Source organism: Nonomuraea sp. 10N515B (assembly GCF_052245915.1).
Taxonomy (GTDB): domain Bacteria; phylum Actinomycetota; class Actinomycetes; order Streptosporangiales; family Streptosporangiaceae; genus Nonomuraea.
This window is the reverse complement of the sequence record NZ_JBQQBQ010000003.1, coordinates 23,916-38,355: the sequence shown is the minus strand read 5'-3', so window position 1 is coordinate 38,355 and position 14,440 is coordinate 23,916. Positions and strand designations below refer to the sequence as shown.

The 14,440-nt window shown below is 70.7% G+C and carries 13 protein-coding genes, 1 tRNA gene and 2 pseudogenes; 10 read left to right on the top strand and 6 right to left on the bottom strand.

What is annotated here, in order from left to right:
* Nucleotides 1–55: 55 nt before the first annotated feature.
* Nucleotides 56–412 carry a DUF742 domain-containing protein gene (locus ACTWQA_RS04685; protein ID WP_305916372.1) on the bottom strand — a complete coding sequence of 119 codons (357 nt, stop codon included), beginning with the start codon at nt 410–412 and terminating at the stop codon, nt 56–58.
* Entirely contained in the window at nt 405–2,264 is a 1,860-nt protein-coding gene (locus ACTWQA_RS04680; protein ID WP_443158057.1) for a sensor histidine kinase, read from the bottom strand. Before ACTWQA_RS04680 ends, ACTWQA_RS04685 begins: the two co-directional genes overlap by 8 nt.
* Nucleotides 2,265–2,458: 194 nt before the next feature.
* Between ACTWQA_RS04680 and ACTWQA_RS04675 the strand changes: the two genes are divergently transcribed.
* Nucleotides 2,459–4,018 carry an ABC transporter substrate-binding protein gene (locus ACTWQA_RS04675; RefSeq protein WP_443158056.1) on the top strand — a complete coding sequence of 520 codons (1,560 nt, stop codon included), beginning with the start codon at nt 2,459–2,461 and terminating at the stop codon, nt 4,016–4,018.
* Here the strand turns inward: ACTWQA_RS04675 and ACTWQA_RS04670 are convergent.
* Nucleotides 3,994–4,158 carry a hypothetical protein gene (locus ACTWQA_RS04670; protein WP_305916369.1) on the bottom strand — a complete coding sequence of 55 codons (165 nt, stop codon included), beginning with the start codon at nt 4,156–4,158 and terminating at the stop codon, nt 3,994–3,996. The genes ACTWQA_RS04675 and ACTWQA_RS04670 overlap by 25 nt on opposite strands.
* Before the next feature lie 296 nt (nt 4,159–4,454).
* Here ACTWQA_RS04670 and ACTWQA_RS04665 point away from each other — a divergent pair, with 296 nt between their 5' ends.
* Nucleotides 4,455–5,081, top strand: coding sequence for a hypothetical protein (locus ACTWQA_RS04665; protein ID WP_305916368.1), 627 nt, complete (start codon nt 4,455–4,457; stop codon nt 5,079–5,081).
* Here the strand turns inward: ACTWQA_RS04665 and ACTWQA_RS04660 are convergent.
* Nucleotides 5,050–6,159 carry an MFS transporter gene (locus tag ACTWQA_RS04660; protein ID WP_443158055.1) on the bottom strand — a complete coding sequence of 370 codons (1,110 nt, stop codon included), beginning with the start codon at nt 6,157–6,159 and terminating at the stop codon, nt 5,050–5,052. The two genes, ACTWQA_RS04665 and ACTWQA_RS04660, sit on opposite strands and share 32 nt — an antisense overlap.
* Nucleotides 6,160–6,233: 74 nt before the next feature.
* Between ACTWQA_RS04660 and ACTWQA_RS04655 the strand changes: the two genes are divergently transcribed.
* From ACTWQA_RS04655 to ACTWQA_RS04635, 5 genes and pseudogenes are all read left to right on the top strand, one after another.
* On the top strand, nt 6,234–8,876 hold the full coding sequence (locus tag ACTWQA_RS04655) for an ATP-binding protein (RefSeq protein ID WP_443158054.1): 2,643 nt from the start codon (nt 6,234–6,236) through the stop codon (nt 8,874–8,876).
* A 7-nt stretch (nt 8,877–8,883) separates the two neighbouring features.
* Nucleotides 8,884–9,873 carry an inositol-3-phosphate synthase gene (locus ACTWQA_RS04650; protein ID WP_443158053.1) on the top strand — a complete coding sequence of 330 codons (990 nt, stop codon included), beginning with the start codon at nt 8,884–8,886 and terminating at the stop codon, nt 9,871–9,873.
* 6 nt (nt 9,874–9,879) lie between these two features.
* Nucleotides 9,880–10,227 (top strand): annotated as a pseudogene (locus ACTWQA_RS04645) (hypothetical protein); the annotation flags it as partial.
* Nucleotides 10,228–10,318: 91 nt separating this feature from the next.
* Entirely contained in the window at nt 10,319–11,119 is an 801-nt protein-coding gene (locus ACTWQA_RS04640) for an exodeoxyribonuclease III (RefSeq protein ID WP_443158052.1), read from the top strand.
* An 83-nt stretch (nt 11,120–11,202) separates the two neighbouring features.
* A complete protein-coding gene (locus ACTWQA_RS04635) occupies nt 11,203–11,436 on the top strand; it encodes a hypothetical protein (protein WP_305916358.1) in 234 nt (77 codons plus the stop codon).
* A 38-nt stretch (nt 11,437–11,474) separates the two neighbouring features.
* Here the strand turns inward: ACTWQA_RS04635 and ACTWQA_RS04630 are convergent, their stop codons facing one another.
* Together ACTWQA_RS04630 and ACTWQA_RS04625 are read right to left on the bottom strand one after the other, a co-directional pair.
* Nucleotides 11,475–12,428: a cobalamin biosynthesis protein gene (locus tag ACTWQA_RS04630; RefSeq protein ID WP_443158051.1), complete on the bottom strand. Its 954-nt coding sequence runs from the start codon at nt 12,426–12,428 to the stop codon at nt 11,475–11,477.
* Nucleotides 12,412–13,194: a phosphotransferase gene (locus tag ACTWQA_RS04625; protein WP_443158050.1), complete on the bottom strand. Its 783-nt coding sequence runs from the start codon at nt 13,192–13,194 to the stop codon at nt 12,412–12,414. Before ACTWQA_RS04625 ends, ACTWQA_RS04630 begins: the two co-directional genes overlap by 17 nt.
* A gap of 197 nt (nt 13,195–13,391) precedes the next feature.
* Between ACTWQA_RS04625 and ACTWQA_RS04620 the strand changes: the two genes are divergently transcribed.
* From ACTWQA_RS04620 to ACTWQA_RS04610, 3 genes and pseudogenes are all read left to right on the top strand, one after another.
* A tRNA-Arg gene (locus ACTWQA_RS04620) sits at nt 13,392–13,465 on the top strand.
* Nucleotides 13,466–13,834: 369 nt separating this feature from the next.
* A complete protein-coding gene (locus ACTWQA_RS04615) occupies nt 13,835–14,134 on the top strand; it encodes a hypothetical protein (protein ID WP_443158049.1) in 300 nt (99 codons plus the stop codon).
* Nucleotides 14,135–14,226: 92 nt separating this feature from the next.
* A pseudogene (locus ACTWQA_RS04610) lies at nt 14,227–14,301 on the top strand (CGNR zinc finger domain-containing protein); the annotation flags it as partial.
* Between the last annotated feature and the right edge of the window lie 139 nt (nt 14,302–14,440).

Here is a 14,440-nt window from a genome sequence, read left to right as displayed (position 1 = left end):
CGGCATGAGATCGCCATGTCACAGCGGTCTAAGAAGTCGGCATGAGATCGCCGCGTCACAGCGCCTTCAGCCCGCTGATCACCTCCAGCAGCACCTTGGCGTCCGGCGCGGGAGGCGGGTGCTCGACCTGCACGAGCTGGCGCGCGTGCAGGTCGCCGACCAGCACGCGGACCACGCCGACCGGCAAGTTGAGCTCGGCGGCCACGTCGGCGAGCCGGGTGGGTTTGGTGCACTTCTGCAAGATGATCAGATGCTCGGGCCCGAGGCCCGCGGGCGGCGTCAGGCCGCCGGCGGTGATGATCACCGCGATGAGGTCGATGGCCTCGCTCGCGGGCACCGTACGGCCCCTGGTCAGCAGGTAGGCGGGGACGATCGGACCGGCGTCCTCGTCCAGCCAGCGCTCGTCACTCACTTCGCACCACCCGCATGGGGCGTACGGGCTCCTGCAGCACGGGATCCTCCGGTTCGGCCACGTGCTCTTCCGGGATCAACACGATGGCGGTGGTCCCTCCATATGGTGAACCGCGCAACGTCACGCGGATGTCGTGCCTGGCGGCCAGGCGGGAGACGACGAAAAGGCCGAGGCGGTCACTGTCGGCCAGGTCGAACTCCGGTGGGCTGGCCAGCCGCTCGTTGAGTTCGGCCAGCTCCTCTGCGCTCATGCCGAGCCCGCGGTCCTCGACCTGGAAGACGAAGCCGCGGGCCGCCTTCTCGCCACGCACGATGACCGAGGTGTGCGCGGGGGAGTAGACGGTGGCGTTCTCGATGAGCTCGGCGATCAGGTGGATCACGTCTCCGACGACAGGCCCGGCCAGGCGGTTGGCCGGCATCGGCTCGACGGTGACCCGCTGGTAGTCCTCCACCTCGGCGGCCGCGCCCCGGGCCACGTCCAGCAGCGGCACGGGCCGGCTCCAGCCGCGGCCCGGGGTCGCGCCCGACAGGATGATCAGGCCCTCCGCGTGGCGGCGCATGCGGGTGGTCAGGTGGTCGAGCTTGAAAAGATCTTCGAGGGCGTCCGGATCGGTCGCCCGGTGCTGCATGTCCTCCAGCTGGATGCGCTGGCGGTGCAGCAGGGTCTGGCTGCGCCTGGCCAGGTTGCGGAACACGTGGCCGACGCCCTCGCTGAGCTGCGCCTGGCCGACCGCGGACTCCACGGCGGTCTGCTGGACGGTGGAGAAGGCCTGGCCGACGTCGTCGATCTCGGTCGTCGTGCTCGTCACCGACAGCTCCGGCAGGTCGACCTTCTCGCCCCTGCGCAGCTTGGCGACCACGTGCGGCAGCCGCTCCTGGGCCATCTCCAGCGCGACCAGCCGGAGCGCGCCGAGCTCCTTCGACAGCCGGTCACCCATCCGCAGCGAGAACGCGATCGACACCACGACCAGCGCGAAACACGTGCCGGCCAACATGAACGCCCGATTGATCACCTCGTCGGCGACCGGCTCGGCCCGCGCGCTCAGCATCGCGCTGGCCTGCATCTGCGTCTTGTTGAACGACGTGGCCAGCCCCTCTGTCGCGCTGAGCCAGCCCTTGGGCAAGCCGCCGGCGATGATCTGCTCTTCCATCATCCGCATCCGCTGGTAGGCGGGGGAGGCGATCAGGGCGGCGTTGGCGTCGCGCAGGGCCGGGTCGAGCTCGGCGAGGGACTGGTCGATGAGGAAGCGCCGGTTGCCGGCGATCTCGGTGAACAACCTGCGCTCCGCGGCCGTGACCGGCCCGAGCGCGATGGCCTGCTCCCGGGTCAGCAACTCCTTGGCGTAGCTCATGTCGATGACCACGCGGGACTGCTCGTAGATCGGGATGTCGTCGATGAGCGCGACGCGGCGGTGCAGGCCGAAGAGCGTGTCGATGATCGCGTTGTAGGCCTCCACGGTGTGCAGACGGTCGGACAGGCCCGTGTCGATCTCTCCTCTGATCGCGTCGAGCCTGTCGAGTTGCGCATACACCGCGTCCACCTGTGTGCGGATCTCTTCCGATCGGTCCTTGGATGTGCTGGAGAGTTGCCTGAATGTGTCCCTGGCGGTGTCGGTGCGGGTTCGTTGCGCGGCGACGGCTGCGGTGCCGGCCGTGTGCCGCAGGAGCTTGGCCGAGACGAGACGCTCATGCTGGATCTCGCTGATCAGTTTGTACGCGGGAAGGCGCAGGTTCGTCCAGAGTGTCTTGTATTCGCGCAGCTCCAAACCCTCGGTCGCGGTGACGGCGGTGATGACCCCCCACAACACCACCATGGAGGCCAGCGGCACCAGCAGTAGGCCGATGATCTTCATGCGGATCGTTCGGCTACGACCCATGGCACCTCACTCCGGTCGGTCCCCTGCTGGCAACCCCGGACGGGACAGGGTGAGGATAGCAATCCGATCACCAAAATGCCCAATTTTTCGGGACTTTTTGACACGCGCCCCCTACCTCCGTGATCTTGGAGTAGGTTTCCCGGGGTACATCGCTGACAGAGGGAGATGCGTTGCGCCGTCGTCTCGCCGCGGCCGTCGCGCTGGCGCTTCTCGCGGCCTGCTCACCGCCCCCCGAACCACCGCGGGCCCCGGCCGGCGAGGCGCCGTTCGTGCATGTACAGAACCTCGACGTGATCACGGAGTGGGACCCAGGCAAGTCCTACTCCAACGAGATCATCGCCTTCCAGAACATCTACGAGACGCTCACGCTCTGGAACCCGGTCACCAAGAAGTCCGTCCCCCGCCTGGCCACGTCGTGGCGGGCCTCCGCCGACGGCCGCACCTGGACGTTCAACCTGCGATCCGGCGTGACCTTCCACACCGGCCGGCCGCTGGACGCGGCGGCGGTCAAGGCGTCGATCGAGCGCACCATCGCCTCCAAGACCGGCGCGTACTACATCTGGGACGCGGTCTCCTCGATCAGGGCCGACGACGCGTCGACGGTGACGTTCGTGCTCAAATACCCGGTGCCGCTCGACCTGGTGGCCTCCGCCGGGTACGCGGCCTATATCTACGACACCAAGGCGGCGCCCGACCTGACGAAGTGGTTCGGCCAGGGCAGGGACGCGGGCTCCGGGCCGTACACGGTGGCCAAGTGGCAGAAGGGCAAGGACGAGGAGCTCACGCTCACGGCGTACGACAAGTATTGGGGCGGCTGGGACAAGCCGCACTACAGCACGGTGAAGTACCGCGTCGTGCCGGACGCCGACCAGGCGTGGCGCCTGCTGCTGCGCGGTGAGGTGAGCTTCGTCGAGCGGCTCAACCCGCGCCTGTTCGCCAGGGCGACGCGCACGCCGGGCGTGCGCACGTCCGAGCGGCCGTCGTTCCAGACGGCGATGCTGTTGTTCAACACCGCGAGCGGCCCCATGAAAGACGTACGGGTGCGGCGCGCCGTCCAGAAGGCCATCGACTATCAAGGCCTCATCAAGAACCTGAAGGGGGCCGGCTCACCGGCCAGCGGCGTCATCCCCGAAGGACTGCTCGGCTACGTGCCCGGCCGCGTGCCCCGCCAGGACCTGGCCGCCACGCAGCGGCTGCTGCGCCGGGCGGGCTACGGCCCGGGAGGCCGGCCGTTGCGGCTGCGCCTGACGTACGGGCAGGGCGACACCGACTGGCGTCTGCTCGCCACGCGGCTGGAGGCCACGCTGAAGCCGCTCAACGTCAGCGTCGAGGCCACGGCGATGCCCTGGACCGCGCAGTGGGATCAGGGCAGGGAAAAGGGTCAGGACATCTTCGTCATGTATTGGTGGCCCGACTACGCCGACGGCTACTCCTACTTCGGCAACGTCTTCCACAGCGCCGAGCCGCCCGTGTTCAACCTGACCTACCTCAAGGATCGTGCGCTGGACACGCTGCTTGACACCGTGCCCGAGCTGACCGTGACCGACAAGCACGCGGCGCAGCGAGCGTACGAGCAGGCCACCCAGCGGGTGCTGGACCAGCGGGCGGCCGCCGCGCTGCCCTGGGTGGTCAACTACCAGCGCGCTTACCAGGGGAGCGTCCAAGGCTACGTGGACAATCCTGCCTACTCCGACGTGGTCTTCGTCTACGAGTTGCGTCCGTCCGGCTGAGTGTGGGCACGCTCGCGCAGGCGTGTCCTGATCTCCTCGGGCGTGTAGGCGCGGCGCCGTCGTTCGGCCCGCGCGATCACTACTCCCGTGGCCGCGACGCCCATGATTCCGGCCAGACCCAGCATCTTCCACCAGCGCATAGTTGCCTAGAGTATGACCTGTTGATAGCGCTCGCCATGGGAGCCGGTGGTTACCGGCCGTTGGTGTCCCCATCAACAGGACAGCGTCCGGCGGGGCGGTGGCCCAAGAGCCGCACTCCCTCCAGGAGTGCGGAGTCAGGCCCCGACAACGCGGTTCACAGCCAAGGTTCGCCCGGCTTGCCGGACGGACGCGGCTTCGGCTTCCACCGGATCACTGCCCGGCCTCGGTCGGCGTGCGACGAGGCTACGCCGATGTTCGTTTTGCGTAAACACAGAGAACCGAAGACGCTAGTGGTGTGCTGACTCTCGACGAGGCCGTCAAGGTGACGAGGACCGGCGACCTGTGGGTTTTCCGCGGGCGCTCGGTCCCCGACCGCGCGATCCAGACGATGACCAACAGCCCGGTCAACCACGTGGGCATGGCCATCGTGATCGAGGATCTGCCGCCCATGATGTGGCACGCCGAGCTCGGCAGGTCGCTGCCGGACCTGTGGGCCGGCACCCACCACCGCGGGGTGCAGCTGCACGACCTGCGCGGCGCGGTCACGGTGTGGGCCAACAAATACGGTCAGCGGGCCTGGCTGCGCCAGCTGGAGCCGGAGGTCACGCCGGAGATGGAGGACGCGGCCCTGCGCACGGTGGCCCGCCTCGACGGCACCCCGTTCCCCTCCACCGCCCGCCTGGCGGCCCGCTGGTTCAGGGGCCGCATCCCGCGCCGGACCCGCGAGGAGGTGGCGCTGGAGAGCGCCTACTGCGCCGAGGTCGTGGCCGTCACCTACGAGGCGATGGGGCTGCTGGAGTCCGGCCGCCGCCCCAACTGGTACGACCCCGGCAGGTTCTGGAGCGGCGACGATCTCGACCTGCTCACCGGCCGCCGGCTCGGCAACGAGATCACCGTGGGAGTGGAACGCCCGCCGGCCTGACCCTGGTCAGTGGCAGCGTGACGGCCATGAGCGCGGCCACCAGGGCGAAGCCGAGCGGGTAACCGGTGTGGCCGAGCACCAGCCCGAACCCCATCGCCCCCGCGCCCATCCCCGCGTCGTAGGCCAGGTTCCACAGGGCGCTGACGCGGGAGGGTTCGCCGCGCTCGAACATCACCGCCAGCGTCGCGTTCTGCAGCACCCCGAACCCGGCGCCGAACACCGCCATCCCGGCCACCACCGCGACCGGGCCGTCGACCTGGGTCTGCAGTGCGATCCCCGCGACGGCGGCGAGCAGGCCTGGCAGCAGCAGGCGGGCCGAGCCGTGCCGGTCGCCGAATCTGCCGGCCAGCCAGCGGGCCACCGGAGTCGCCAGCGACTGGGTGAGCAGCGCGGCCGACGCCAGCGCGGGCGAGCCCGCCAGCGGCAGGAACGTCACCATGACACCTGTGGCGGTAGTCACCGCCGCGAAGATCAGCGCGGGCCCGGCCAGCCCGCGTGCCTCCGTCGAGTGCCGGGCGCTCACGCGGGCGGGCCTGGTGGCCGGCAGCCCGCGCACGGTCACGAGCCCGGCCAGGGGCACCAGCCCGGCCACGACCAGGACGGGCGTGAAGCCGAGCGCGTCGCCGGCCCACAGGCCGAGGGGCAGGCCGAGGATCGACGGGATGCCGACCGCCACGCCGTACAGGCCGAGGCCCTCGCTGCGCCGCTCCGCGGGCACGAGCTCGGCGGTCAGCGCCGTGCCCGCGACCACGACGATGCCGAGCCCGGCCCCGCGCAGCAGAGAGACGGCCAGGACCAGCGGCAGCGCGGCCGACAGCGGCAGCAGCAGCGCGGGTCCGCCGAGCAGCGCCAGGCCCAGCCCCATCACGGTGCGGTAGCCGAACCGCGCCAGCAGCCACGGGACGGCCAGCTCGGCCAGGACCGTGGCCAGCATCATGGTGGCTGTCGTCATCCCCGCGCCGAGCTCACCGGCGCCGCCCGTCGTGGCGTACAGGGGGACCGCGGAGAACAGCAGGTAGAAGCCGAACAGCCCGGCTATCGAGGCGGCCATCATCAGGTTCATCGAGCGGATCATCATGCCGACGACGGTGCCTGAGCCGGTGCCCAGGCACATTGGGCAAGATGCTTAGCCGCCTCTTCATAATGGGTGATGTGTTCGTCGGACGTGAGGCGGAGCTGCGGCGGCTGGCCGCGGCGCAGGCAGGCACACCGGCCGCCGTGCTGGTCGTCGGCGAGGCGGGCATCGGCAAGTCGCGCCTGGTCCGCGAGTTCGTCAGCGGGATCGACGCGCTCGTCGTGGAGGGCGGGGCCGATCCGGGCGGGGCCGCGTACGCGCCGTTCGTGCCCGTGCTGCGGCGGCTGGTCAGGGAGCACGGAGCTGGCCTCGTGCCGGGCGGCGGGCGCGGCGGGCTGGCGCGGCTGCTGCCCGAACTGGGAGAGGCGACGGAGCTGCCCGGGCTCGGGCGGGCGCGGCTGTTCGAGGAGGTGCTCCTGCTGGTCGAGCGGGCCGCCGAGCGGCGTCCCGTGGTGCTCGTGCTGGAGGACCTGCACTGGGCCGACCAGGCCAGCCGTGACCTGCTGGTGTTCCTGCTGCGCAATCTGATGCGGCCGGGCGTGCTGGTGATCGGGACTTCCCGCGAGCCGCTGCGGCTCCCGGCCGCCGAGGTGATCAGGCTGCCGCCGCTCGGGCGCGAGGAGGTGGCCCGCATGCTGAGCTGCGACGGCGAGGGGGTGGAGCCCGGTTCGCGGGTCGCCGCCGGGCGGGCCCGCTGGAGTGTCGCGGAGCTGGACTCGATCGTGTCGCGGAGCGAGGGTAACCCGCTGTTCGTCGAGGCGCTGGCCGACGCCGGCGCCGGGGCGGCCACCCCGGCCTCGCTGCGCGAGTTGCTGCTCGCCGGGGCCGACCGGCTCGGCCCGCTCAGTCTGGATGTGCTGCGGATTGCCGCCGTGGCCGGGCGCAGGACGCCGCACGAGGTGCTGTCGGCCGTGGCCGGGCTGGACGAGCTGGCGCTCGACGACGCGTTGCGGCCGATCGTACGCGCGCGGCTGCTGCTCGTGGACGGGGACGGCTACGCCTTCAGACACGCCCTGATCCGCGACGCCGTCTACGACGACCTGCTGCCGGGGGAGCGGCGACGCCTGCACGCCCGCTGCGCCGAGGCGTGGCCGGAGCTGGCCGCCGACCACTGGTACGCGGCGGGCGACCGGCGGCGCGCCTTCGACGCCGCCTGGCGGGCCGGCCGCTGGGAACGTGTGCTCGAGCTGTGGGGCGCCGCGCACGCGGACCCGGCGGGCCCGCTGGGGGACGCCGCGCACGCGGACCCGGCGGGCCCGCTGGGGGACGCCGCGCACGCGGACCCGGTCGGTCAGGGGCGGGATCATGCGTGGGTCCTGGAGCAGGCCGCGCGGGACGCCTTGTGTGTGGGCGACGCCGAGCGGGCCGAGGAGCTGGCCACCCGGGCGCTGGAGGAGGTGGACGACCCGCTGCGGGCCGCGCACCTGCTGGAGCTGCGCGTCGCCATCCGCGACCTGCTCGGCGAGGAGGGCCTCGGAGACCTGCGCGAAGCCGTACGCCTGGCCCCGCGCGAGGCCATGCTGATCGGCTCCCTCGCCACCGTCTTGGCCTGGAACGGCCAGGACACCGAGGCCCGCGCCCACGCCGAGGAAGCGCTCGCGCTCGGCGACGCCCGGGCCATGGTCACGCTGGCCGCGCTCACCGCGCTCGACGGCGACCTCGCCGCGGCGTCCAGCCTGTACGCCGAGTTCCGGTCTGCCGCGCCCGACGACGACAGTCTGCTCGTGTCCTACGCCAGCGAGGCCGACGTGCTGGAGGCCGCGGGGGAGCACGTCAGGGCCGAGTCCGTGGCCCGCGAGGGCATGTCCAGGGCCAGACGTCTGGGCATGGCCCGCACCAGGGGCGCCCACCTGGCCGCGAACCTCGCCGAACCGCTCGTCTCGCTCGGCCGCTGGCAGGAGGCCCGCGAGGTCATCCGGGCGGCGCTCGCCCTGGACCCGGCGCCGATCCACCGGGCCTGGATCCTCATGGTGCTGGGGACGGTCGCCGTCTGGGAAGGGGCATTGGCAGAGGCCGCCGGCGTCGTCCGCCTGGCCAGGCCATTGATGCGCGGACGGTCGCGGGGCTACGACTCCTGTCTGGAGCCCGACCTGCTGGAGTGCCGGCTCGCGGTGGCCCAGGCGGACCCGGAGCGGGCCGGGTGGGTGATCGACCACGTGCTGGCCGAGCACGATCTCCGGCAGAGCCGCCGGTACGCCTGGCCGCTGCTGGTGCTGGCGGCCCGTGTCGGCCGCGTGCGGGAGGCGCCTGCGGGCATCGCCACGACGGGGCCGGTGCAGGAGGCGTACCGGGCCACGTTCGAGGCCGAGCGCGGCGGGTCGTGGGCGGCGGCCGTTGCGTGCTGGCGTACCGTCAGGCAGCCGCACGCGCTGGGGCAGGCCTTGGTCAGGGCGGCCGAGCAGGACCGGGCGGGCGCCCGCGAGCTACTCCGCGAGGCGGCCGCGATCGCCGCGAGCCTGGGCGCGGAGCCGCTGCGGCGGGAGGTCGAAGCGGCTGCCGCCGCGCTCAGGGTCGGCCTCAGCGGCGACCTCCACCTGTCGGCCAGGGAGCTGGAGGTGCTCGGCCTGGTGGCCGAGGGGCTGAGCAACCGGCAGATCGCCGAGCGGCTGTTCATCTCCGCCAGGACCTCGGGCGTTCACGTCTCGAACATCCTGGCCAAGCTGGGCGCGACCTCCCGCGTGGAGGCCGCCGCGCTGGCCCGTCGCGCGGGGCTGATCTAATCCCGTCATGACTACCGTGAACGTAGCCGTGATCGGCGTGGGCAACTGCGTGTCGTCCCTGGTACAGGGCGTCGAGTACTACCGCGGCGGCGACGCGCCCGGTCTGCGGCACCCCGTGTGCGCCGGCTACGCGATCTCCGACGTGCGCTTCACCGCCGCCTTCGACGTCAACGCCGCCAAGCTCGGCCGCGACCTGTCGGAGGCCATCTGGACGCCGCCCAACAACGCCCGCGCGTTCGCCGCCGTGCCGTATCTCGGGGTGCCGGTCGTGAACGGGATCCTGGCCGACGGCGTGGGTCCCGACTCCGCGGATCTCGTGGACCCGCGCGGCGCGAGCTCCGGCGCCACGGAGCTCACGCCGGAGGAGGTCGCCGCGCACCTGGCGGCCACGGGCACCCACGTCGTGCTGAACTTCCTGCCCACGGGCGCGCAGCAGGCCACCGAGCGGTACGCGCGGGCCGCCCTGGACGCCGGCTGCGCGTTCGTGAACTGCATGCCGGCCGTCCTCGCCCGCTCCCCGCAGTGGCGGCGCCGCTTCGCCGAGGCCGGGTTGCCGCTGCTCGGCGACGACCTGAAGAGCTCGTTCGGCGCCACGCTGCTGCACCGGGCGCTGGTCGACGCGCTGACGGCGAGCGGCGTCCGCCTCGGCGGCGGACACCAGCTGCTCGGCGGCGGCAACATGGACTTCGTCAACCTCCAGGACGCCTCGCGGATGGCGAGCAAGAAGGCCACCAAGGTCACGGGTGCGGGCTCGGCCGCGCACGTCGGCGCCCAGTACATACCGTTCATGGAGGACCGCAAGGTCGCCTACATCCGGCTGGACGGCGAGGGGTTCGGGGGCTCCCCGCTGGAGGTGGAGCTGCGCATGGTCGTCGAGGACTCGCCCAGTGCCGCGGGCAACGCCCTCGACGCGGTCCGGCACGCCAAGGCGGCCATGGACCAGGGCGTCGGCGGGCTCCTCGAGGAGGTGTCCGCCACGCTGATGAAGGCGGTTTGACACACTATGCCCGGACCAGGGGTGAACGTCGCCGTGGTCCCCTCCTACACCCGCGATGAGACGCTGAACGTCACCGTGCCCCGCTTCACCGTCCACTCCGCGCACGACCTGCTGCGCCTGCCTGAGGTGTTCGGCCTGGGCGCGGTCACCGACGCCCGTTACGGCCACTTCCCGGGGATCAGCCCCGAGCCGCTGGCGATCGACCAGGCCGCGCAGGCCGCCGTCGCGGTCTTCAGCGCCACCGGGTTCGAGTCCGCGTCCGTCACCGTCTTCGCCGCCGTTCCAGGCGGCGTTCTCCCCCCGCCGCCCTACCGGGTCAGGCGCGTCGACGTGGAGTTCGCCCGCCCGTTCGGCTTCCTCGCGGTCGAGCGACGCAGCGGCCTCGTCCTGACCGCCGGCTGGGTCGCCGACCCCGAACCGTCGGAGCCGGTGGCAGGCTGGGGGCATGCGCCTGGCTACCTGGAACGTCAACTCCGTCAAGGCACGCCTGCCCCGGCTGCTCGACTGGCTGGCCGAGACCAGGCCCGACGTCGTCTGCCTGCAGGAGACCAAGTGCCCGGCCGAGGTGTTCCCCATCGCGGAAGTGGGCGCACTGGGTTACGCCGCCGCGGCCCACGGCGACGGGCGGTGGAACGGCGTCGCGCTGCTGTCCAAGGTGGGCCTGGACGAGGTGACGCTGAGCTTTCCCGGCGAGCCGGGCTTCGGAGAGCTGGACAAGGTGGGCCCGGCTCGTCCCGAGGCCCGCGCGATCGGCGCGACCTGCGGCGGGATGCGGGTGTGGTCGCTGTACGCGCCGAACGGCCGTACCGTCGACTCGCCCCACTACCTCTACAAGCTCGAGTGGTTCGCCGCGTTGCGGGACGCGCTGGCCGCGGAGATGGACCTGCCGCTGGTGGCGTGCGGCGACTTCAACGTGGCGCCCACGGACGCCGACGTGTGGGATCCGGCTCTGTTCGTCGGCGCCACCCACGTCACCCCCGCCGAGCGCGAGGCCCTGGCCGCGCTGCGCGCGCTGGGCCTGCACGACGTGGTGCCGACGCCGATGAAGGGGCCGCATCCGTTCACGTACTGGGACTACCGGGCCGGGATGTTCCACCAGAACAAGGGGATGCGCATCGACCTCGTGTACGCCGGCACGGAGGTGGCGGGGCGGGTGCGGTCGGCGTACGTCGATCGCGAGGCCCGCAAAGGGAAGGGACCGTCCGACCACGCGCCGATCGTGGTGGACCTCGGCCCGGAAATCTAATTACAAATCGCAGCCGTCCGAGTATCCTGTGTTCTCAAATGTTTCGGGGGCATTAAACCTCTTCAAGGCCACAGGGGGTCTCCGTGGAATCTGCAGACGGCCGCGTCTTCTTATTCATCCTCCTCGCCGTGGCCGTATTCGCCCTTGGCCGCCGCTTCCAGACCATGATCATTATGCGGCAGGTGTGGAAGCAGAGCGCCAAGCAGGTGACGGCCAGGAAGGAAGTCGCGAACAGTGCCGCCAAGGCGATGATCGGAATAACGCTGATCTCGATATTCGTGATCTGGCTAGTGATCAACCTGAACAGCGTCATGTGAAAAATGACGTTTGGCTGATTACCATCCGCTCTGACCGATTACCGGATTCCTTGTCGGCGGCCCGTCGTGGCTCGGTTCAGCAAGAAGGAAGCGGCCACGGCGACGCCGACCGCGGCCAGGCTCACCATCCCGGTCAGGCGTACGGCACGCCGGATGTCCCCGACGCCGGGCTTGGGGCCGTCGCCCATCGTGGGACGGTGCTCGGTCCGCCCGCCGTAGACGTTCGTGCCGCCCAGGGTGACGCCGAGCGCGCCGGCGAACGCGGCCTCGCAGCGCCCTGCATTCGGGCTGGGATGCCGGTGCCCGTCGCGCCGCAGCACGGCCAGCGCCTGCCGCCGATCCGGCCCGGCCAGGACGGTGAGCAGCCCCGTCACCCGGGCCGGCACGTAATTCGCCACGTCGTCAAGCCGGGCAGCCGCCCACCCGAACCGCTGATAACGCGGTGACCGGTGCCCGATCATCGCGTCCAGCGTGTTGATCGCCCGGTACGCCAGCAGCCCCGGCACCCCCGCCACCGCACCCCAGAACAACGGCGCCACGACGGCGTCGGAGGTGTTTTCCGCCAGCGACTCGACCGTGGCCCGCGCCAGCTCGGCCGCCTCCAGCGCGGCGGGATCCCGCCCGCACAGATGCGGCAGCCTGGCCCTGGCTCGTTCCAGGTCGTCGTGTTCGAGGGCGTCGGCCATGTAGGCGCCTTCGCGGGCCAGCGTGGTACCGCCGAGCACGGCCCAGGTGGCGAGGGCTGTGGCGACCGTACGGGCCATGGGGCTGGGGATGCGCTGCACCGCAACGCCGATCCCCGCCGCGCCCCCTACGCAGATGGCCACATGCAGCACTCCGTGCGCCTTCGTGTCGCCGTACAGGGATTGCTCCAGCTTTGCCGCAGCCCGCCCGAACACGGCGACCGGGTGGGCGGCACTGCGCGGATCCCCGAGCAGCCGATCGAGCGCCACGCCGAGAGCGAGGCCGAGGGGGTCATACCAAATGGGCATGAAGCTCATCTTCGTGCACATCCAGCCAGGCCGCCGCCCGGCGGATGCGCTGACCGGAGCCACCCGCCCACATCTTCGCCCAGTTGCCGCCCACCGCGGCGCGGTCCCGCATGACCGCGTAGGAGCGCTGGAACCGCAGCCTCGCCAACTCCAGCAGCCGCCGCCGATCGCGCGGTGGGAGGCCGTACGCGTCGCAGAAGAGCCGCAGGCGGGCTCCCACGTCGAGATTGCGGAGCAACGGGGCCCGATCGAGGGGATCGGCGATGGGCGCCCAGTGCCGCAGTGTGGTCACGACGTCGAAAAGCCGAGTGGTGGGCCGGGCCAGCTCGAAGTCGATCAGCGCGTAGGGGCGTCCCGCCTGAAAGATCACGTTGTCCGGCGTTAAATCACAATGCCCAAGAACTTCCGGCGCCAAGTCATCATTCGACCCGCCTTCCCATCCGTCCAAGGTCAGTGGAAACCCAGCCGTCGCATCGTGGTAGTCCCGCAACAACCGCCCTAAACCTTCAAGCGCCTCATCCGTCACACTCTCCAGCCGCAACCCGCTGACGCCCGGCAGGTAGGTGAGCATCTCCCGCCCAAGCTCATCGACGCCCAACACGCGCGGCGCCCCTGCGAACCCGACGGCTTCAAGATGTCTGAGGAGGGCGTGGACGGCGGGCGTGGACGCACTGACCGGTCTCCGTACGGTGTCCCCGACCCGCACCACCCCGTCAGTCACATCCCCGCCCTGCAGGGGGATCTCATGCAGGAGCGTCGCAACCATGCCACGACAGCTTAGACCTTCCCGCCCCACGATCGCCCCGCCTTTTCCGCCCACCTCCAGGGCGATGGAACCGGCTGGACGCTAAGGATCATGGCCTGCGGGAACGCTGCTCACGGGGGGGTGTCACGGGGCCGGAGGGCTGACACTGGGAAAACGAGTGCGTGACAAGTCGCAGGATCATGCACAATAAGGCGGGAGCGCCCTTAGCTCAGCTGGATAGAGCACCGGACTTCTAATCCGACGGTCGCAGGTTCGAATCCTGCAGGGCGCGCTTTGATCAAGGCCTGACCTGCGGAAACGCAGCGTCGGATGCGTTCTAGAATATATGTCTGGCGTCTGCGTGCTCCGTGCGTGCTCGCGTGTACCAACCCTGCACACACCATGATTCAATCGCCATCCTCGGCTTCCGCGGGAAGAGTAACGGCCCCGCCTCACCGCGAGCAGGCGGCGATCGCGGGGCCGGATGCTTAATCCGACTGTTCAGCCTCGCAGCGAGATGAGTCTCCCTATCGCAGCCTGGTCTTCTTCGCCGAAGAGCAGGGCGGCGGTCTTCTCGGCCTGTACCGCGTCAAAATGCAGTCACGACGGCTCTAGCCTGCGGGTTGACGGGATCCAGGCCCCACAGGCAAGATCGCGTCTTGTGCTTGTCCGCCTGCTCTATCTGATCGCGCTCCGGGTGTTCGGCTGGCTGATGTTGCTGGGCCGTGGTCAAGCGTCGAAGGACGCGGAGATCATGGTGTTGCGTCATGAGGTGGCGGTGCCGCGGCGTCAGGTTGGACGGCCGAAGCCGGACTGGGCCGATCGGGCTGTTCTCGCGGCGTTGGCCCGGTGGTTGCCGACGGTGCTGCACGCAAAGGCCACCATGCCAGCCCTCACCTATCGCCCGCTCCTGCGGCATGCGCAACGCCATCGTCGGCTGCGCTCGTCGTCCAGGCTGTAGCGGTCGGCACGTGGACGAGGCTCAAGGCCTGCCGGGAGCGGAGCTGCCGGTTGGCCTACTACGACTTCTCCCGCAATCGACGCCGGACCTGATGCTCCATGGACCTCTGCGGGAATCGCGCCAAGGCCCGCGCCTCTCACCATCGCAAGGCCGCCGCGCGCCCTTGAAGAGATAGGTCTCAGACGTCCGTCCGGCCGCGGCTCTGGCTACCGCGGCGGTCAGCTCCAGGTTCTGTGGGTGATGGCCGGGGTCGGGGCAATTCGGATCTTAGGGAAGTCGCCATAATCACGCACCGGCAGCCGGTCG

Coding starts and splice junctions, on each gene's coding strand:
- ACTWQA_RS04650 (WP_443158053.1), top strand. CDS start 8,884: ATGACTACCGTGAACGTAGCCGTGATCGGCGTGGGCAACTGCGTGTCG.
- ACTWQA_RS04625 (WP_443158050.1), bottom strand. CDS start 13,194: ATGGTTGCGACGCTCCTGCATGAGATCCCCCTGCAGGGCGGGGATGTG.
- ACTWQA_RS04640 (WP_443158052.1), top strand. CDS start 10,319: ATGCGCCTGGCTACCTGGAACGTCAACTCCGTCAAGGCACGCCTGCCC.
- ACTWQA_RS04630 (WP_443158051.1), bottom strand. CDS start 12,428: ATGCCCATTTGGTATGACCCCCTCGGCCTCGCTCTCGGCGTGGCGCTC.
- ACTWQA_RS04680 (WP_443158057.1), bottom strand. CDS start 2,264: ATGAAGATCATCGGCCTACTGCTGGTGCCGCTGGCCTCCATGGTGGTG.
- ACTWQA_RS04660 (WP_443158055.1), bottom strand. CDS start 6,159: ATGATGATCCGCTCGATGAACCTGATGATGGCCGCCTCGATAGCCGGG.
- ACTWQA_RS04670 (WP_305916369.1), bottom strand. CDS start 4,158: ATGCGCTGGTGGAAGATGCTGGGTCTGGCCGGAATCATGGGCGTCGCG.